The sequence below is a fragment of the Bacillus sp. 522_BSPC genome (assembly GCF_001076885.1).
Classification (GTDB): domain Bacteria; phylum Bacillota; class Bacilli; order Bacillales; family Cytobacillaceae; genus Niallia; species Niallia hominis.
Map to the genome: position 1 here is coordinate 1 of NZ_JVDT01000237.1, position 18,612 is coordinate 18,612.

At 36.5% G+C, this 18,612-nt stretch carries 17 protein-coding genes; 5 read left to right on the forward strand and 12 right to left on the reverse strand.

The features are described 5' to 3' along the window. Nucleotides 1-231: 231 nt before the first annotated feature. A complete protein-coding gene (locus ADJ83_RS24480; protein ID WP_160314265.1) occupies nt 232-2,829 on the reverse strand; it encodes a glucosaminidase domain-containing protein in 2,598 nt (865 codons plus the stop codon). A 498-nt stretch (nt 2,830-3,327) separates the two neighbouring features. After that, nucleotides 3,328-3,948: an ROK family protein gene (locus ADJ83_RS19335; RefSeq protein WP_239687091.1), complete on the reverse strand. Its 621-nt coding sequence runs from the start codon at nt 3,946-3,948 to the stop codon at nt 3,328-3,330. On the opposite strand from ADJ83_RS19335, the gene ADJ83_RS19340 reads away from it, so the two are divergent. Genes ADJ83_RS19340 through ADJ83_RS19350 form a run of 4 tightly spaced genes read left to right on the forward strand, consistent with a single transcriptional unit; the run spans nt 3,896 to nt 7,375 of the window. Then, nucleotides 3,896-4,438 (forward strand): SDR family oxidoreductase, encoded by a 543-nt coding sequence (locus ADJ83_RS19340; protein WP_239687092.1) that lies wholly within the window; start codon nt 3,896-3,898, stop codon nt 4,436-4,438. The genes ADJ83_RS19335 and ADJ83_RS19340 overlap by 53 nt on opposite strands. Before the next feature lie 29 nt (nt 4,439-4,467). Continuing rightward, the gene (locus ADJ83_RS26600) at nt 4,468-4,677 is read left to right on the forward strand and encodes an FGGY family carbohydrate kinase (protein ID WP_275044152.1); all 210 of its coding nucleotides are present in this window, start codon (nt 4,468-4,470) and stop codon (nt 4,675-4,677) included. Continuing rightward, nucleotides 4,610-5,998, forward strand: a complete 1,389-nt coding sequence (locus ADJ83_RS26605) for an FGGY-family carbohydrate kinase (RefSeq protein WP_275044153.1) — start codon at nt 4,610-4,612, stop codon at nt 5,996-5,998. Before ADJ83_RS26600 ends, ADJ83_RS26605 begins: the two co-directional genes overlap by 68 nt. Before the next feature lie 30 nt (nt 5,999-6,028). Next, a complete protein-coding gene (locus ADJ83_RS19350) occupies nt 6,029-7,375 on the forward strand; it encodes an MFS transporter (protein ID WP_031537506.1) in 1,347 nt (448 codons plus the stop codon). Nucleotides 7,376-7,452: 77 nt separating this feature from the next. Here the strand turns inward: ADJ83_RS19350 and ADJ83_RS19355 are convergent, their stop codons facing one another. The 5 genes from ADJ83_RS19355 to ADJ83_RS19375 form a co-directional block, all read right to left on the reverse strand. Next, complete coding sequence (locus tag ADJ83_RS19355) at nt 7,453-8,094, reverse strand: hypothetical protein (RefSeq protein ID WP_031537504.1); 642 nt, start codon at nt 8,092-8,094, stop codon at nt 7,453-7,455. 40 nt (nt 8,095-8,134) lie between these two features. Continuing rightward, nucleotides 8,135-8,740: a hypothetical protein gene (locus ADJ83_RS19360; RefSeq protein ID WP_035416428.1), complete on the reverse strand. Its 606-nt coding sequence runs from the start codon at nt 8,738-8,740 to the stop codon at nt 8,135-8,137. 150 nt (nt 8,741-8,890) lie between these two features. Further along, on the reverse strand, nt 8,891-9,484 hold the full coding sequence (locus ADJ83_RS19365) for a restriction endonuclease (RefSeq protein WP_031537501.1): 594 nt from the start codon (nt 9,482-9,484) through the stop codon (nt 8,891-8,893). A 95-nt stretch (nt 9,485-9,579) separates the two neighbouring features. Next, nucleotides 9,580-10,041 (reverse strand): GNAT family N-acetyltransferase, encoded by a 462-nt coding sequence (locus tag ADJ83_RS19370; RefSeq protein WP_048718804.1) that lies wholly within the window; start codon nt 10,039-10,041, stop codon nt 9,580-9,582. An 18-nt stretch (nt 10,042-10,059) separates the two neighbouring features. Next, complete coding sequence (locus ADJ83_RS19375) at nt 10,060-11,133, reverse strand: glycosyltransferase (protein WP_048718805.1); 1,074 nt, start codon at nt 11,131-11,133, stop codon at nt 10,060-10,062. Nucleotides 11,134-11,424: 291 nt separating this feature from the next. On the opposite strand from ADJ83_RS19375, the gene ADJ83_RS19380 reads away from it, so the two are divergent. Continuing rightward, on the forward strand, nt 11,425-12,441 hold the full coding sequence (locus ADJ83_RS19380; protein ID WP_048718807.1) for a Gfo/Idh/MocA family oxidoreductase: 1,017 nt from the start codon (nt 11,425-11,427) through the stop codon (nt 12,439-12,441). 51 nt (nt 12,442-12,492) lie between these two features. Here ADJ83_RS19380 and ADJ83_RS19385 read toward each other — a convergent pair whose 3' ends face one another. The 5 genes from ADJ83_RS19385 to ADJ83_RS19405 form a co-directional block, all read right to left on the reverse strand. Beyond that, the gene (locus ADJ83_RS19385) at nt 12,493-14,103 is read right to left on the reverse strand and encodes an amidohydrolase (protein ID WP_048718810.1); all 1,611 of its coding nucleotides are present in this window, start codon (nt 14,101-14,103) and stop codon (nt 12,493-12,495) included. 13 nt (nt 14,104-14,116) lie between these two features. Next, nucleotides 14,117-15,418: an aspartate aminotransferase family protein gene (locus ADJ83_RS19390; protein ID WP_048718812.1), complete on the reverse strand. Its 1,302-nt coding sequence runs from the start codon at nt 15,416-15,418 to the stop codon at nt 14,117-14,119. A gap of 170 nt (nt 15,419-15,588) precedes the next feature. Next, nucleotides 15,589-16,296, reverse strand: coding sequence for a FadR/GntR family transcriptional regulator (locus tag ADJ83_RS19395; protein WP_048718815.1), 708 nt, complete (start codon nt 16,294-16,296; stop codon nt 15,589-15,591). Nucleotides 16,297-16,407: 111 nt separating this feature from the next. Beyond that, the gene (locus tag ADJ83_RS19400) at nt 16,408-17,001 is read right to left on the reverse strand and encodes a class I SAM-dependent methyltransferase (protein ID WP_048718817.1); all 594 of its coding nucleotides are present in this window, start codon (nt 16,999-17,001) and stop codon (nt 16,408-16,410) included. 99 nt (nt 17,002-17,100) lie between these two features. Then, nucleotides 17,101-18,099 carry a site-2 protease family protein gene (locus ADJ83_RS19405; RefSeq protein ID WP_048718820.1) on the reverse strand — a complete coding sequence of 333 codons (999 nt, stop codon included), beginning with the start codon at nt 18,097-18,099 and terminating at the stop codon, nt 17,101-17,103. Between the last annotated feature and the right edge of the window lie 513 nt (nt 18,100-18,612).

An 18,612-nucleotide genomic window follows, 5' to 3' on the forward strand; every position in this document is an offset into this window, starting at 1 on the left:
GATACTTACAATTCCATGTTGTATGTGCTAAACTGTTCATGTCCTTCATAAGGGCATACCTCCTTCTTGCGTGAGATAAAGTGGTCGGGAAACCAACTTTATCCTACCATGAAAGGAGGTTTTTTTGTTACCTCGCTATAAGCTCTCCGGAACCCCCGGCATAGCCAGGGGTTTTCGAAACCATCAATAAGAAAAGAGGGGCGATTTTTTTATCGCTCCCTCTTTTTCCCTTTATTTATATACTGGAATTTCTAAATGCAGGATAAATGGTCTTAAGTTATATACTTCCGACATAACTTTTACCTGTTTAGAGGCCCATCCTATATCTGTTGCATATTGATGACCAGCAAATGATTTATTGTTCATTAATTCTGGATTCCAGCGCATTTTATAAATGGTATTTTGGACAATATTATAACTATTTTTCCCGCCTATATATCCATTTTCAATAAAGGCTGCTCCACCTAATATCGCTTTATATGGCGTTGTCCAGCCATTATCATACGCTGCTTCTGCTCCACACTCATCTGGACAGTCATCATACGCACCGATACCATACATGTTATACACTTTTTTCCCTTTATACTCTATCCCTTTTGCAAGAGTAGATGTACCATTACCCGTTTCTAATAGTGTATGAGCCATTAAATAGACTTCATTGATTCCATATTTTTTACCAGCATCAATGAAAGCTTGTCCCTGTCCTTCTAATATTCCTTTTCCTTTTAGATATTGGTTTAGAATACTTACAGGTACTTCACTTGATTTGGTTAAATCCATAAACTGAAATCTTTGGACCTTATCACTAGAGAAGTTAGTTGGATCGAGATAATATTTCACATCAGAAGAAGTAGCATTGCGCCAAGCATTATAGCTTACTTCTACCCATTTGCTTTTCGAATCCTCTTTTAAAACCGTTACTAACGTTCCTTTTTTGACAGATCCATAAATATGTCCTGTCGTACTTGCCTTTGATCTAATATTCAGTGTAGTAGCTGTTACTCTACCTACTCTAGACTCAAGTTCAACAAGCGAACTGTGAACAAATAATTCTTGCTCTTTGTATTCGATTTTATACCATTTGTCGCTGCCAGCCGTTTCATCCCCAACAACATTGTTGTCTAAAATAAGAATTGATGTTCCGGATTTCACTTTTGTTGCAACATTAGTATCCTCTTTGTCATCTTTTATTTCTGGAGACGTTCTAAGCTGCACATCATTTTTCGTGATTTTTCCTTTATCCATCATTTGAAGATATTCGCTAGATGCATATGCTTTTTCATTTCGATATTTATCTGTCTGGGGTGAAGTGTTCATTTGCATCGATAACGCATTATCCAGAGAGATATTATAGTTAGTTTTTGTCGTATAGACGTTTGTTCTGTATGAGTTTTTTTCGCTAACAGCTTCGCCCTTGTCCTTTTTAACAAGCTTTACTTCTATCGCCTCTACTCGCTTTAATAGCCCTTCTGTTCCTGCTTTCATTCCATTCTTGGCCCATCCTAACCAGCCATATGATTGAACATGAACTCGGTAATACACATCGTAATGATTAGCAATTTCGCCTGAAAGATTTATTTTCACTGCTTCTAACGGTTTGGAATAACCTTCTATGCCAGAAACTCCCCCATTGGAAACACTACTTAACCAACTACCGCCTTGCATTTTGGAGGCATAAACAACTTCTCCACTGTAGGGAGAATTTTCAATATTTACTTTTATTGCTTCTATACGTTTTGACTGCCCCTCTGTACCACTAAATTTTCCATCTTTTACCGTTTCCATCCAACCCTTTGACTGTACATAGGAGGAATAGCTAATGGAAGGATCTGTTACAAATGGTTTAGCTGTAGATCCAGGTGCCCTCTTTCCTTTTTCTACAAGCTTTATCTGAATAGACTCTACTCGCTTAGAAAGCCCTTCTGTTCCTGCAGACTGCCCATTTTTGGCCCAGTCAAGCCAGCCATAGCTTTGAGAATAAACTCGATAATACACATCATAATGTTCAGCCATTTCTCCTGTTAAGTTGATTTGGATTGCTTCAACACGTTTACTTTTTCCCGTTGTACCGCTAACTTTTCCATTCGATACTGAATCCATCCAACCATAACTTTGAACATGTGTTTTATACGTAATTCCACCAGAGTAAGGTGTTTTATTTAATGAGATTTTTATAGCTTCTACTCGCTTACTTTTTCCCGTAGTACCAGACGATGCTCCATTTTTCACCGTTTTCATCCAGCCGTAACTTTGAACATGCGTCGAATAAGAAACGGATAGATTTGTCACAAATGGCTGTTCTGTAGAACCAGGAGCTGATTGTCCCTTTTTGACTAAGACTATTTCCATTGCTTCTACTCGTTTAGAAAGTCCTTCTGTTCCTGCTGATTGACCATTTTTTGCCCAACCTAACCAACCATAAGTCTGAGAATGAACTCGATAATACACATCATAATGCTCAGCCATTTCTCCCGTTAAGTTGATTTGGATTGCTTCAACACGTTTACTTTTTCCCGTTGTACCGCTAACTTTTCCATTCGATACTGAATCCATCCAGCCATAACTTTGAACATGTGTTTTATACGTAATCCCACCAGAATATGGGGCATTTTCCAAGTCTATCTTTACTGCCTCTACACGTTTACTTTTTCCTGTAGTGCCAGATAACTTACCGTCTTTCACACTATCCATCCAGCCATAACTTTGAACATGTGTCGAATAGCTTATTGTTGGATTTTCCGCTGCATTAACATTAGTTACATTTATGGAATATCCCAAAACTAGTAAAATAGCAGCAAAAAAATAAAATAGTCCTCTTTTTTTATTCATAGATTCTATATCATTTCCCCCCATAAACTATATTAGGACATAAAACGACACCTTTGTCCTAATATCATTCTTTTTATATGCTACTATTCTATCATATTCGACAGGCATATTTTAATAGTTTTTAAAAATAGGTAAAATGTAGGAGGTATTAAAGAATAGAAGAACTGTACAGTTCTTCTATTCTTCTTATGTGGAAAAGTTGTGTTTCTTAAAGAAGTTTATTAATAACAGAGGAATACATTATAATTTCTTACTCCTTTTCTTCTAAGTAGCTCATGATCAAATAGGTAAAGTTATCCTTATCATCATTGTTCTTATGCGCATCAATATACTTTAGAAATACCTGTCTTATTTCTTCATTAAGTTATTCCATTCTGCTTTCTACTGGATATAGATTGCTGAGCATATCCGGATTATTGTGTAAAACTTCAGGCGATAAGTTAATCACTCTTCTTGACCATTCAGCTCTTTGAAATCAGAGTCTAAGCCAGATTTCCACTAAATCGTATCCAAAAAAGATTGCACAAATGGAATGGCTGCTCCAATTGGAACGCCTTTTGCAGGTGAATGACTGATATGAATAAAGCGGTCGCTGCTTGGAAAGGCGGATTTTTCGTTTGTTTTTTCATGAAGAATACGGATGTCTTCTTCTTTTAAATAGGAAGAAATATGTCCTCCAATAATAAACTCTCTGTTAAGGACAAGATACAAATTATTCATGGAAAAGGCTAAATGGTCTAAAAAAGCGTTCCACCTTTTCACAAAACAAACTACCCCAGATCGCACATTTTCGAAAAAAGCATCTAATGTCTCTCCCGTTTCTAACAGAGCATTTACAGAACTATATGTTTCCATGCACCCTTTCTTTCCACAATAGCATAAAGGTCCATCAGGATTTATCGTCATATGCTCCACTGTTCCACTATGCCCTTCTTTTCCCATATATATTTGATTATTGATGATGATTGCACCACCAAGATGTGTCCCAATTGATAGGTAGACAGCGTCTCCTATAAAGTCCATTGCAATTAAAGCAGATGTAACTAACCCTGAAGATGTAAACGCTATGATGGATACTGTATTAGAAGCTTTTGGTCGATTAGATGTTGCCTTTTGCAATGCTGGAATTTGCTTGAATGTCCCTGCTGAAGAAATGACTTTTGATCAATGGAAAAAAGTGATTGATATTAATTTGACAGGTGTATTCCTTACAGCTCAAGCAGCAGGTAAAGTCATGCTAAAACAAGGCAGCGGTTCCATTATTAATACAGCATCAATGTCAGGACATATTGTAAACTTTCCCCAACCACAATGCTCTTACAATGCTTCAAAGGCTGGTGTGATTCAACTAACAAAATCACTAGCTGTCGAGTGGGCATCAAGAAATGTACGTGTTAATTGCATTAGTCCAGGATATATCGGCACAGAGCTTACATTAAACTCTCCAAGCTTACAACCTTTAATTAAACAATGGAATGAAATGGCACCGCTTAATCGCATGGGGAAACCAGAAGAACTTCAATCCATTTGTGTTTATTTAGCAGGCGACACTAGCAGCTTTACGACAGGTTCAGACTTTGTAATAGATGGTGCTTTCACTGCGATTTAATAGACTTATAGATTTAGGAGGGACTATTTATGAATTACTTACTCGGGACTGATATCGGAACTTCCGGAACAAAGACGATATTAATGGATACTGATGGAAACTTAATTGCACAAGATTTACAAGAATACGATGTGTTAACTCCAAAGCCTTTATGGGCGGAACAATGGCCAGATGTTTGGCTTGAAGCAACAAAAGCCTCCATTAAAAACACGGTGCAAAAAGTCAGGAATTCCACCTGAGAAAATACGCGGCATCGCAATCAGCGGTTTATATGGAGGTTCCGGCATTCCATTGGACGAAAACATGGAGCCTGTTAGACCTTGTATGATTTGGATGGATCGAAGAGCAGAAGCAGAATCAAACTGGGTACTTGAACATATCGGAAAAGAAAAGCTTCTTGAAATTACCCATAATGGTGCTGATCCCTATTATGGATACACAAAAATCCTCTGGATGAAAAACAATGAACCAGAGAACTGGCTCAAAACCAAATTATTTCTCCCACCAAATGATTATGTGATTTTCAAACTAACCGGAGAAGTTGCCATTGATTATTCTTCTGCAGGGAATATCGGCGGAATCTTTGATATGAATAACAGAACATGGTCAAAAGGAATGATGGATGCGATGGGAATCCCCACTTCGTTAATGCCGGAAAAAATTGTGGAATCAACTGATATTGTTGGCGGATTAACGAAAGCAGCAGCGGCGGAGCTAGGGCTTTCTGAAGGAATGCCAGTTATTGCGAGTGGCATTGACTGTGGAGCAGCCAATATTGGACTCGGAGTATTGGAATCTGGCATTTATGCAGCCGCAATTGGCACCTCCATGTGTGCGGCACTGATTTCTGATAAACCAGTCAAAGGAAAGGACTTAATCGTTTGGCCTTATTTATATGATGCAAAAAGACTTTCCTATTATTTTGCTGGTGGAGCTACTGCTGGTGCGATCGTTAAATGGTTCCGCCAAACAATGTGTCAGTATGAATTGGAAGTCGAAAAAGAGGGCGGAAAGAACGCATATGATGTTTTAAACGAGCAAGCAGCTAACATTCCAGTCGGAAGTGATGGCTTGATTGTCCTACCTTATTTTATGGGCGAAAGAAGTCCCATTTGGGATTCAGATGCAAAAGGAACGATTGTCGGACTTTCTTTAGCACATACAAAGGCTCATATCTATCGCGCATTTCTTGAAGCAGTAGCCTTCTCTTTACGTGATGCAATGGAAGCAACTGGTGAAGATCTTGGAGAATATATCTTGCTTGCAGGTGGTGTGACAAAATCGAAATTGTGGCGCCAAATTTTTGCAGATGTTACAGGCTATCCCGTTGTCTGCCCGATTCATGATGTTGAAGCCAATATGGGCGATGTTATGCTTGCTGGAATTGGAACTGGCCTTCTCTCTTATGAAGAGGTAAAGAAATGGCAGGTTCTAGATGAGAAGATTATGCCAAACAAAGAGAATCATCAAAAATATAATGAATTTTACCATGTTTATCAATCTATCTATAAGCATTTAAAGACAGATATGAAAACGTTAACAAAAATTTCAGCAATGTAAAATTTTTTTACGAAATGGATGGTGATTGGGATGGAGAAATGGAGAAAAAGGATTGGATACGGAGCTGGGGACTTCGCATGTAATCTTGTATTTAGTACAATGGCTTCTTATTTACTGTTTTTCTATACAGATGTCTTTGGAATTACGGCAACGGTTGCTGGAACGCTAATGCTTGTAACAAAGATTATTGATGCGTTTGCAGATACAGGCATGGGATTATTAGTAGATAGAACAAATACTAGATGGGGACAAGGAAGACCTTATTTCCTCATTGGAGCAATTCCTTTTGCCGTCTTTACGATTTTGACTTTTATTGTACCCGACTTCAGTATGGGTGGAAAAATTGTATGGGCTTATGTAACCTATTGCCTGTTAAACATTGCTTATACTGTTGTAAATATTCCTTTAAATACAATTGTGCCAAGATTAACTTCCGATAATCATGAACGAAACTGGCTAGTCTCAACTAGAATGATTTGCGCATTAATTGGAACCGCTTTAGTCATGACGATTACAAATCCCCTTGTTAATTTCTTCGGAAAGGGAGATACACAAAAAGGCTATCTCATTACGATGACTATTTACGGGGTTGCAGCTGTAATTGTGTTTGTCTTTACGTTTATGAATACAAAAGAAGTCGTACCACCAACTGTAGAACGAGGAAAATCTACTTTTAAAGAGGATTTAAAAGGATTAACCGGCCATGCATTAATCTTCTTTATCTTAAATTTTCTCTATTTCGCCCTTTTTGTAATCAGAAATACTACTGTGATCTATTATTTCACATACAATCTTGGACGAACAGATTGGCTTACGTTTGTTGGGCTTTTCGGTATTCTCTCTGGTCTGCCAATGCTTCTTCTTCTGCCTTGGCTTCAAAGGAAATTACCAAAAAAGAATGTCTTGCTATTAAGTACCGTTATCTATATTGTTGGAGATTTAATGATTTATTTTGGAAAAACGTCTCCTGTTTTACTCATAGCTGGTTTAGCAATTACCGGACTTGGAATTTACGGGATCTTTGGAACCACTTTTGCCATTCAACCAGATATTATCGATTATTCCGAGTATAAAAACAACAAGAGTATCGCTGGGATGATTGCAGCCTTTCAAGGTTTCGCAGTAAAAATAAGTCTAGGCCTTGGTAGTGCACTTGTCGGAGTTTTTCTTCAACTGGGTGGCTATGTTCCAAATGCCACACAAACTCCTAAAGCTTTATCGTATATTGAAGTAAGCTTCATCTGGGTGCCACTAGCAATCTGCTTACTAATCGGCATAACCATGCTGTACTACAAGCTCGATGCCAAACGAAGCGTAATGGATACAGAGTTGAACCGCAGACGAAACCTATTAAATAATAATGTCGTAAATCTTTAAAGTCGAGGGAAGCAAAGGGACGGTTCTTGTTAGGAAATTTTAGGGAAACAGTAGAACCGTCCCTCTGAGGACCCTCCTTACTGTAAATTCAAGAAGACATTTCCTCCAAGCATTTCTTCATAGCGAAGCTGCGCTTTTTCTCCTGTTTTTACTAATCCAGAAATATAGCCTTCTTTTTCATTTCCTACATACATTTCATAACTAAATTCAGGTTCTGTCGTTCCGATAATATCTCCACTATATATATCACCGTTTTTACTAACCATTTCGAAGTTCATTATCCCATCAATATGAAAGGACAAATCCTCTGTAGCCGATTCCGTAAACTTAACTTTCGTTTTCGCTAAAAGCCATTCATATCCTTCTGGGGCAGGCTCATTGAATTCATTCATGGATTTTAATTTTTGATAGGCGTCCTCCCCGCGTATAACTTCCAATACTGTTAAATCAAACTTAATAGGGAAGGATTCCCCTTCATCATTATATAGTTCATCTTCGACTGTTACTGTCTTCTTAAACGGAACTGGATTTGTTCGAGATCCAAGCTTCGACTTTGTTTCTTCTTTCTTTTCTGTCTCTTCTGTTTGTACTTCTTCCTGTTTTTCATCCTCATCTTTAATTGTTACATCCTTCGTATCTTGTCCACATCCTCCAAGGACAGTGACAATAAATAAACCAGTTAGACACAGTTTAAATATATTTGGGAAATTAATTTTCATCCTTATCCTCCTTATTTTCTCTAAATGAAAAACAACTATTTTATTCCGAATCCTTTTCTAAATCATCAGGATAAACGGTTTCATCCAATACTTCCTTTGTGGCTTCGTCTGTTGTAAATATCTTAACCTGATAATCGTCTGAGTCCACACCACTATACAGTTGATACATCATACCTGTTATTCCGAGGCTAAAAATGGCAAAACTATCCATACTATCCTCGTATTTCTCTTTATCAACCACTAACGTAAATTCAGAAAATGATTTATTATGCGTAATATCCTTAATGGACACATAATCATCACTCCCCTTCATTTCCTTTATGGATTCTTCTAGAGATGCTTCCATTTCCTTCATCATCTCTTTATGTTTTGCCTTAGACATTTTATAGGTAAGGGAACCATCGTCATTTTTAGTAACTTTAATTCCCTCTTTTTCTACATCCGCAATAACCGTATCAATATCTTCCCCTTCAAACATGGAAGCTGGCAATGTGATTTCAACGTTTAAAAGACCTTTATCAACATCTACATTTTGTTCATCTGCCTGTTTGTTATTATCAGCATTTTCTTTTTTATCCTTATCCGCTGAACAAGAAGCAAGAATTACCATACTTAATACAAAAAAAACAAAAGAAAATTTCCTCATAAAAATCCCCCTTAACCATTTTTTCATTAAACTTATGACAAAATCCTACCCATTATTATGCCTGCTTCCTCTTTTCCAATACATAAAAAAGGAAGCAGGGGACGGGTTCTTCTGAGAACATAACCTCAGAAGAACCGTCCCTCTACTTCCTTAAACGAGCAATATCTCCTTCATTTCTTTTTCCTCTTTGCTTAAACTACTTAACCAGCTTTCCACAAGCTTGACACCGTCGATTAGTTCGACGTTTAAACCTTTGGCATATTCGTAAGCTGCAGGTGTAAAGCCGCCTGTTGTAATAACATACCCTCCTGCAGCTCCTCTTTTTACTATATTCGAATGAATAAGTGCAATTGGATCAAAAGGTAAATCTCCTTGATGACATTTGACTTGTCCAAGAAACAGTCCTTTTTCTGTTTCATGTTCGAAATCAACTCCAAAATCACCTGTTGAGGGAGTTACCCAGGTCGATCCACCTCTTGTTTGCTCCACAATTTCAGCAGCAAACTTTTCAAATTGAATCGGGTCTTGTTTTATGTAAATCTCAGAATAATTTGGAGAATTTTCCTCAGTTTCTTTTCGAAATCGCAAATACAGCCCCATTGCCAATGTCTTTTTTAATTCATTACTCGATTCGATATGACTTGCCAAAAGCGAAGTCTGATATTGATCTTCCTTTTTGGTCCAAAAATACTTTATAAAAGCCATCGTTAAAAGAATTGCTACAACAATCTCCATATAGAACATTCTCACCACTCCTTGCATTATTAAAGGGTAGGCATTAATGGTTCTTTTTATACAGAGATTATCCAATCTATGCAATTAGGAAAACACCTTATGTATTATTTCGTTTCCAACCTATCTCCCTTTAACAGCATATCAATATGGGGAATATTGTCTTCTAAATATACTTTTGAGATCGATTGAAAACCAAAGGACTGGTAAAACTTTCGCAAATAGTTCTGAGCCTGTATTTTTATTACCTCTTCATTTAATTCCTTTTTAAGGTAATCAATCCCGCGACTCACAAGCTCTTCCGCCAAGCCTTGACCTCTCCATTCTTTCTTCACTAAAATTCTTCCTAGCGAAGCCTCTGGATAAGAAACCCCTGGAGGTAAAATTCTCAAATAAGCAACAACCTCTCCCTCTTTTTCAGCAAATAAATGATACGATTCAGTATCCTTCCCATCCACCTCTAAATATGGACAATTTTGTTCTACCACAAAAACAGCCGTTCTTTCTTTCAAAAGCGTATATAATTCCATGTTCGTTAACTCATTAAAATTCTTTACATGCCATTTCATTTTTTTCACCTCTCCATATTAGTTGTCTGTAGAGAAACAGCACTGTTTCCGTAACTCCTCCACTATCGCCTCGGCGTCATTTCTAAATCCATTCTCCTTTTTTTCTTGCTTCTCTCCATGATACTGATATTTTAGCATTTCTTCCCAATCTATTGTTTTGCCTAGTCCATGCTTACGAATATAGTTAATCGTATTTTGGTCTTCCTTCATTCCTTCTCTATTCAAAATCAGTAGCGGCACATTATAGACAACTGCCTCGCTTACCGTACCCCATCCTGCTTTTGAGATGACTAAATCACTCGCCGCGATATATGCTTGAGATTCCGTTTCCTCTTTTGGAATGGAGAACACATTATCCCTATCTACCTTTACATTGGAAGAAACAATAAAAACACAGTTATCACTTTCCCATAAAGGAAGGGTTTCAACTTCTATTCCATCTATCTTCATCCCCAGCCCAAAAAAGATAACGGTCCTCTTCCTAGTCGGATTAACCCAATCAAGAATATGCTCCATCTTTTCCGCTCGTACTTTTCGAGCACAAAAGGGAAACAATCGCTTTTCACAAGGCCAATCACTTTCCTGATTTCCAGCTAGTAGAAAAAAACAGGTCATTTTCGAATAGGAACTTTTCCAAATCTCTAATCTTTTTTGGTCTAATAAGCTTTCATATGCTGTATACCAAGTAAAGTTAGATATACCTATCGACCGAATTCCTACTTTATCAGCAGCTTCAAAAGGCAGTGGAGAAATATCAGAGACTACCAAATCTATTTTCATTTGTTGGAAAAATTGAACCTCTAATTGAATCTTGTTTTCCCAATTCTCCACATACCGATCAAATTCTTTCGCTAGCTTCTTCTTATCTGGCTCTAGGCTTCCTTCTTTTAAAAAATAGCCAACATCTGTAGCAATCTTTCGAAAGGTAACTTGATTATATGGAAGTGAGTTCTGCAAAAACTCCATCGCAAAAGCATGACATATAATGATGCGATAAGAAGGTTCTCGCTCTAAAAGTTCACGAATAATGGCAATAGAACGGGCAGCATGACCAAATCCATAGTCAGAAATATAGTATGCGATTGTTTTCATTGTAGGTACTCCTTTAAGCTTAATTCTTTTGCTACCCAATTTATTTATCTTTTATTTTAAACTTTTCTCTAGTTGCAAATAAAGTTTTATCGTTATATTTATCTATTCACTATTCAGACAGTACCTCAAGAAAATGATTGCTATTATTATTTTTACCTTTTTCTCCTTAAAATAAGAGAATTTAAGAGAAAAAGAAACTAACATGATTCAGCCTTTCCTACCTTCCCAATAGATTTCTAAATATAACCATCCTATAATGAAAGTATTACAGAGAAAATTGGAGTGATAATCTTGTTGACAATTGGTTACATCGGTAATGGAAAAAGCACCAATCGCTATCATTTGCCCTTTGTTTTGCAGCGGGAAAATATAAAGGTTAAAACCATTTATAGAAGAAATCCTTCTAATGATGCTTGGAAGAAGCATGATCAAATCTATTATTCTTCCAATTTAAATGAATTACTAACTGATCCGGAAATACAGCTAATTGTCGTTTGTACTACTCATTCCTCTCATTATGAATATGCAAAAATGGCTCTTAATCATAATAAGCACGTTTTAGTAGAAAAACCATTTATGATGACATCTGAGGAAGCAGAAGAAATATACGCTTTAGCTAGAGAAAAAGGGCTAATTGTACAATGTTACCAGAATCGTCGCTTTGATTCTGATTTCTTAACGACACAAAAGGTTATCGATAGTGGAAAACTAGGAGAGGTTTTAGAAGTAGAAATGCATTATGACTATTTCAGACCAGAAGTACCAGAATCTAGCCGTGATTTTCAATACTATAATAGCTTTTTATATGGACATGGCTGCCATACTATTGACCAAGCAATCTCTTACTTTGGCAAACCGAATAACATTCATTATGATGTAAGACAGCTTCTTGGCAGTGGAAGAATGAATGATTATTTTGATTTAGATTTATATTACGATACGTTAAAGGTCTCTATTAAGTCGAGCTATTTCCGATTAAAGGAACGCCCTAGCTTTGTGGTCTATGGAAAAAAGGGTGTTTTTGTGAAACATACAAAAGACCGACAAGAAGAACATTTAAAGCTTTTTTATATGCCTGATCAACCTGATTTCGGCATCGACCTTCCTGAACACTACGGGACATTAACTTATTTAGATGAAAACGACCAATACCATGAAGAAAAAGTAGTTTCCGAGCGAGGCGACTATGGCAGAGTGTATGACCAATTATATGAAGTAATAATAAATGGGGCAGACAAACAAGTAAAAGATGAAGAAACAATGCTCCAAATGCACATTCTCGAAAAAGGCATGGAAGAATGTAAGTAAGTAAAGTGACGGTTCCTCTGATGTAAGCACGAGAACCGTCACTTTTCCCCCTTATTTCATCACTGCAACTGGATTTTCATATACTATTTCTCCATTGATTACGGTTTGTTTAATCGGGATGTCTTTGATGTGGTCTGGTTTTGTATTTAGAATAGATCCCTCTAGAATGACAAAATCCGCTAGCTTTCCTGGCTCAATGCTTCCTTTCATTTCTTCTTCAAAGGATGCGTAGGCTCCATTTATAGTAAAGATACGAATAGCATCTTCTAGAGAACTACATTCTTTTTCCCCAATAATCGTTCCATTTTTTGTTTTGCGAGTAACAATTTCTTGTATGCCTAATAGTGGTTCGAAGTCTGTAATTGGGCTATCTGATCCAGCTGCCACCTTTACTCCATGTTCTAGGTAGGATTGGGAGGGAAACATCCACTCTGCCTTCGAGCCAATATATTTTACATATTCATCCCCAAAATCATAAAAGAAAGCTGGATTTATGACAATGACGGCATTCAACTTCTTTATTCGTTCCACCAGTTCTGGATTACATACAGAGGCATGTTCAATGCGATGGCGGTGATTTTCTCGAGGGAATTCGTTCACCACATGCTCGATACAATTTACCATCATTTCTACTGCTCCATCGCCAATCGCATGGGCAGTAATTTGACAGCCGGCATTGTGGGGGCGTTCCATTATGGTATTGACATCATCTTGGCTTTTATACAAAATGCCTTTATTAGTTGGATCTGTTACATATCCCTCACTCATAGCAGCAGTTTGCCCTGTGATACTTCCATCTAAAAACAATTTACTAGGACCGATTTTAAACCTTTCATTGCCTAAACCTGTTAAAATGCTTGCATCTAATGTCTTATCAATAGCATCTGAAGAGTTATCAAAAGATACAATGGACGCATATATTCGTAATTTAAAGTCTGCGTCTTTCGCTACTTTTTGCAAATAAAGGAGATGGTCACTTCCTTTTCCTCCCATATCATGAACACTTGTAATACCTGCTTGCATATAGTCTTTCGCTGCCAAATGTAAGCCAGAAAAAACTTCTTGTTCTGTATAAACATCTTGATCGATAACTAGCATACGGGCTGCTTCCTTTAAAACGCCTGTTACTGCACCATCGACTCTTTCAATTTCGCCTCCTTCTGGATTCAGCGATTCAGCAGTGATCCCGCCAAGTTCTAACGCCTTACTATTCGCAGCAATTACATGCCCACATGACCTTTGAATATAGATAGGATGCACAGTAGAGACAGAATCTAACTCTTTTTTATTAGGCATACGATTTTCTGCAACATTATTATCGTTATACGCCCAGCCTCTCACCCAGCTTCCCTCAGGTGTTAGTTCTGCCTTCGCCTTAAGCAATTCCAACACCTCATCAATCGACTTACAGGCTTTTAAATTTGTTGACACCTTTGTCAGTCCAAAATTAAGAAGATGAAGATGGGCATCAATAAATCCAGGCAATAACGAATTTCCATTAAGATCTATGACAGTGGTTTCCATTCCAATCCAACTGTTTATTTCTTCATTAGATCCGACAGCAGCAATTTTATTGTCTACAACCGCCACTGCTTCATAAACGGAAAACATATCATCCACCGTAATAATTTCACCATTTATATATACTAAAGAAGCTTTCATTTTTTCTCCTCCTTCACCCACTAATCTTAGGAAGAATAACAGAATAAGCTTCATCCAATGACGTACGAATAATCGAGATTGCTTCATCAATTTCTGCTTTTTTCACAATAGTTGGAGGAATAAAGCGAATGACATTCTTATCCACCCCACATACTAGTAGCAATAACCCTTTATCTAATGCCTTTTCTTGAAGGATACCAGCTACTTTTTTATCAGGCTCTCCGTTTTCATCAAAAAACTCTATACCAATCATTAACCCTTTTCCACGGATATCTACTATTCTTGTAAATTCTGTCCGCAGTCCTTCTAGCTTCTCGATAAAGTAGTCTCCCATTAGAGCAGCATTTTCGATTAATCCTCCTTCTAGCAGGTCGATTACTGCTAAAGCAGCTGCACAGGATACAGGATTCCCTCCATAAGTTCCACCATGAGACCCTTCTTCCCATTGATCCATTATTTCTTTTTTCGCAATCATGGCACTCAGTGGAAATCCATTAGCAATTCCTTTTGCTGCTGCCATAATGTCAGGCTTAATGCCGTAATGCTCCCATGCAAACATTTTTCCAGTACGTCCAAAACCTGTCTGCACTTCATCAAAAATAAGCATAATTCCATGTTTGTCACAAATTGCTCGAATTTCTTTGATAAATTCCAATGGCGGAACAATATACCCTCCTTCCCCTTGGATAGGCTCTAATATGATTGCCGCAACTTGATCGGGAGCAATTAAATAAGAAAAGATATCCTCTAAGCTCTTCAAACAACGTTTTACTTCATCCCCTTCTGATAAACCGGAGCGTAAAGCATAAGGGTATTCTGCATAATAGACACTTGGCAGTAAACCTTCATAGTTTTTTCGATAATGGGAACTAGAAGCTGTTATACTAGTTGCGCCCATTGTTCTTCCGTGAAAGCTTCGTTTAAAGGAAATAATCCCTGATCGCTTTGTGACCCGCTTCGCTAGTTTTATCACACCTTCAACTGCTTCTGCTCCACTATTAGAAAAATAAACTTTATAATCTCCTCCCATTAACGCAACTAACTTCTCCGCTAATTCTACATATGAGGGATAGTAGACAATGTTATGGCAACCATGTACTAAAGAATCAATTTGTTTTTTTGCCTGCTCATTTACATAGCGATGATTATGCCCTACATTTGTAACACCAATGCCACTCCCAAAGTCTAAATACTTCTTCCCGTTTTCATCATATAAATACATTCCTTCTGCCTTCACAATCCCTAATTCTGTAATTCTTTTTCCCACTGGTGGAATGACAGATTGTGCTCTTTCATATAAAGACCTTGATTCCATTAGGCAAAACTCCCTTAACTCAATTTTTAACTGGTACTACCGGTTGGATAACCTTAATATAAAGCACTACTTATCCCTCTGCAATCAATCGGTAATATAATCTAACACACTTTTTTATAATTTTCTGATTTTTTACCAATAAAAAAATAAACCAATAGCGTTCCACTGGTTTATTCCAAAGTACTATTCACTTGCCTTCCTGCGTTTTCTAACAGATGAATATCTTCCTTGACTGTATTTAGATGCTGCTTCATTACTATTACTGCTCTCTTTTCATCCCTAGTTTGTATTGCTTCAATCATTTCTAAATGCTGCTTTTGCGCCAATTCAATACTTGCCGGATTAATCTTTGTCAAATAAACAACTTGATCAGATAAGTCGGAAAAGGATTTGGTTAATATATAAAATAATTCATTGGGTACCGATTTTGCTAGCTCCATATGAAATTTTGCATCTAATTGAACATATTGATCCACGAAAAAACGATTTTGCTCCATTTCTTCATAAACAGATTTCAATCTATCTATATTTTCCTGTGTAGCATAGATCGATGCCCTTTGAATAATAGAAATTTCTAGTACTTCACGAACCTCTAGTATATGGCGAATACCAGATAAAGACTTATCGACAAATCGACTTAAGGTATCTGCTACAACAGAAGTTTCTGGTTTCTTTACATAGGCTCCCTTGCCAACATGTACTTGTACGTAACCTTTTTCCTTTAATATTTTTATTGCCTCTCTTACAACATTTCTACTTACTTGGTAATAAGTCGCTAGTTCCCTTTCGGACATTAGTTTTGAACCAACTTTTAATTCCCCATTTAAAATACTATTCTCAATTGTTTTTACAATATCATTATAAAGAGCCTCGTTCATGCTGTTTACCACCTTTTACGAGAACATTTTCATCCTACCGGTAATACCGGTTTATTCTGAATATTATTACTTTAACATTTTTTCCCGCATCTGCCTAGCAATCACTTTGGTTTACGTTAAATGAACGCACTCTACTACGATAAATAGTCCTTTATAATAATACTTTATTTCTTTAATCTGTAATCCAGCGTTTTTGATTATTTCTACCGTATTTCTATTTAAATGGCAGCCATCACAAATTTTTTTCCATAGTGGTGTTAAAAGATCTTGTGTCTTTGCCAGTACAGCATTCTCCATTTTCACATGCTCAAAGAAGTAAAAGGTTGCATTTGGTTTACTTACGCGAATCATTTCTTTCAATGCCGCTTCAGGGTTAGGAATCGTACAAAAAACAAGAGTAGAAATGACATAATCAAACGTTTGATTAGGAAAAAGAAGCTGTTCTGCCTTTTGCTCATGACAAAAAATTGGCACAGATGCCTTCTCTAATTGTTTTTTTGATTTCTTTATCATAGAAGGATTCGGTTCAATCGCATCTACTCGCTCCACATCTCGATAGAACGAGAAATTTTTCCCCGAACCAGAGCCGATTTCCAACACTCTTCCCTTTACTTTGCTGAGCAGTTCTTTTCTTATTGTGTAAAATCTTCCCTTTTCTAACGGCTTCATTCCAAAATCATATACATATGGAAACAAATTCCCCATGCTACTGCCTCCTTCGTTACCTTTATTATACCTTAAAAGGAAAACACACAGAGGGACGGTTCTTATGTAATAGTACTCATTAGAACCGTCCCTCTATGTTCAATATTTCTTTAATTTCAAGTAATAAGAATGAAGTGGATGTTTATTCGCATATCTGGATATTTTGTAGTTTTTTAATTCTGTATGTTTTACTAAATTGCACTCTATTATTGTATATAATAAGCGCTCAGCAGGAATTCTATTACGTAGTTGCATGGTACTGATAGAATCAAAATTCGCAATAAACCAAGGGATAAATTGTTGGATTTCCTTTGAATTCACTTGTTTATTTTTCCCATTATATTCTATTACTCTTTGAATAATTGCGAGCGTATGCGGATCAATTGCTTTATTCGATAAAGTATCTCCTATATAGGAATGAAAAAGATTTTCCAGAAATGAATTTACTCTCTTATTAACAACCAACTCCTCTGAAAATACGCCTGCTGCTTGCATTGGATTCTTTTGGATAAACCGAAATTTCGTAAAATCACTAGGATGGATAAATTGTGCTAAAAGAATCAGGAAGTTATAGAAAAAGAAAAGATAGCCAATTTCAACTGTAATAGGGTGAAACAATAATAATATTCCTATTAAAACAGAAAATAAATTAGCAAATATTCCACCGAATGATATATAGAAAAAATCTTTTTCGAAGAAGCGGTTAAGCTTTTCTCTAGAAGTGATTACTTCATTAAAGTTCAGCATAACAAATCCGCCGGAAAGCAGTTGAAATGGTCGCAATCTAAAATTTCGAAAAGTATTATTATAAGCTTCCATACAACCTGCTTTAAAAATTCTAAATGGATATTCCAATTGACGTGCCATTAAAAGATGTCCCATTTCATGAAGTAAAACAGAAAAGATATAAATAATCAAACACTTGCCAAGAAAAGTAAAAATGGAAAAATCCACCTTTCCAAAAACAGATTGGAGCATTAAAAAGTAGCCTATCGATCCAATGATAATCATTGTCATCATCAAAATAACAATTAGGATATTCCACCTTGAAGAATATTCAACTGTTTTATCCCACACATAGTCAGCAGAACTCGACATGTTTTCACATTTATCTATGAGTTACCCATCTCCTTTATCGTGTCTGTGTGAATATAAAAGCTTTCCACTCATCATCCTTTTAAATATGTCATACTTCTTTCATATATGAATTTTAAAAATATATAGTTTCCTCATAAGTATGTCTCTTTATCATTTACTGGCTTACCCCTTTAACATTTTAGAATCAAAAAGATTTGATAATCCAAGAAATAACCCTAGAACAACTCCCAATTGTAAATTACTGAAAGTGTAAATTTCAGATAATAAAAAGCTTATTATTCCACATAAGAAGAAAACAATAGAAAATATTGCTTTTTCCTTCCCTGAATCATTTATTTTCCCATGTAATTTTTCCATCCATGAAAGTTTTTTATACAAGGAAATAAACATAATCCTTATTAAAAGGTAAATTGGTATAGCAATAAGCAATATCACGAATAAATCCAAAAAGAATTCCATTTCTTCTGCTCACTTTCCAATTTTCAGATAATAAAAATGATAGGTTCATGAATA

Bases quoted from the DNA above. Each gene is read 5' to 3' on its own strand.
- ADJ83_RS19360 (WP_035416428.1), bottom strand. From the start codon at position 8,740: ATGAGGAAATTTTCTTTTGTTTTTTTTGTATTAAGTATGGTAATTCTT.
- ADJ83_RS26605 (WP_275044153.1), top strand. From the start codon at position 4,610: ATGTTTGGCTTGAAGCAACAAAAGCCTCCATTAAAAACACGGTGCAAA.
- ADJ83_RS19375 (WP_048718805.1), bottom strand. From the start codon at position 11,133: ATGAAAACAATCGCATACTATATTTCTGACTATGGATTTGGTCATGCT.
- ADJ83_RS19400 (WP_048718817.1), bottom strand. From the start codon at position 17,001: ATGGGGAATTTGTTTCCATATGTATATGATTTTGGAATGAAGCCGTTA.
- ADJ83_RS19340 (WP_239687092.1), top strand. From the start codon at position 3,896: ATGATGGATACTGTATTAGAAGCTTTTGGTCGATTAGATGTTGCCTTT.
- ADJ83_RS24480 (WP_160314265.1), bottom strand. From the start codon at position 2,829: ATGAATAAAAAAAGAGGACTATTTTATTTTTTTGCTGCTATTTTACTA.
- ADJ83_RS19390 (WP_048718812.1), bottom strand. From the start codon at position 15,418: ATGGAATCAAGGTCTTTATATGAAAGAGCACAATCTGTCATTCCACCA.
- ADJ83_RS26600 (WP_275044152.1), top strand. From the start codon at position 4,468: ATGAATTACTTACTCGGGACTGATATCGGAACTTCCGGAACAAAGACG.
- ADJ83_RS19385 (WP_048718810.1), bottom strand. From the start codon at position 14,103: ATGAAAGCTTCTTTAGTATATATAAATGGTGAAATTATTACGGTGGAT.
- ADJ83_RS19395 (WP_048718815.1), bottom strand. From the start codon at position 16,296: ATGAACGAGGCTCTTTATAATGATATTGTAAAAACAATTGAGAATAGT.
- ADJ83_RS19355 (WP_031537504.1), bottom strand. From the start codon at position 8,094: ATGAAAATTAATTTCCCAAATATATTTAAACTGTGTCTAACTGGTTTA.
- ADJ83_RS19365 (WP_031537501.1), bottom strand. From the start codon at position 9,484: ATGTTCTATATGGAGATTGTTGTAGCAATTCTTTTAACGATGGCTTTT.
- ADJ83_RS19370 (WP_048718804.1), bottom strand. From the start codon at position 10,041: ATGAAATGGCATGTAAAGAATTTTAATGAGTTAACGAACATGGAATTA.
- ADJ83_RS19405 (WP_048718820.1), bottom strand. From the start codon at position 18,099: ATGTCGAGTTCTGCTGACTATGTGTGGGATAAAACAGTTGAATATTCT.
- ADJ83_RS19350 (WP_031537506.1), top strand. From the start codon at position 6,029: ATGGAGAAATGGAGAAAAAGGATTGGATACGGAGCTGGGGACTTCGCA.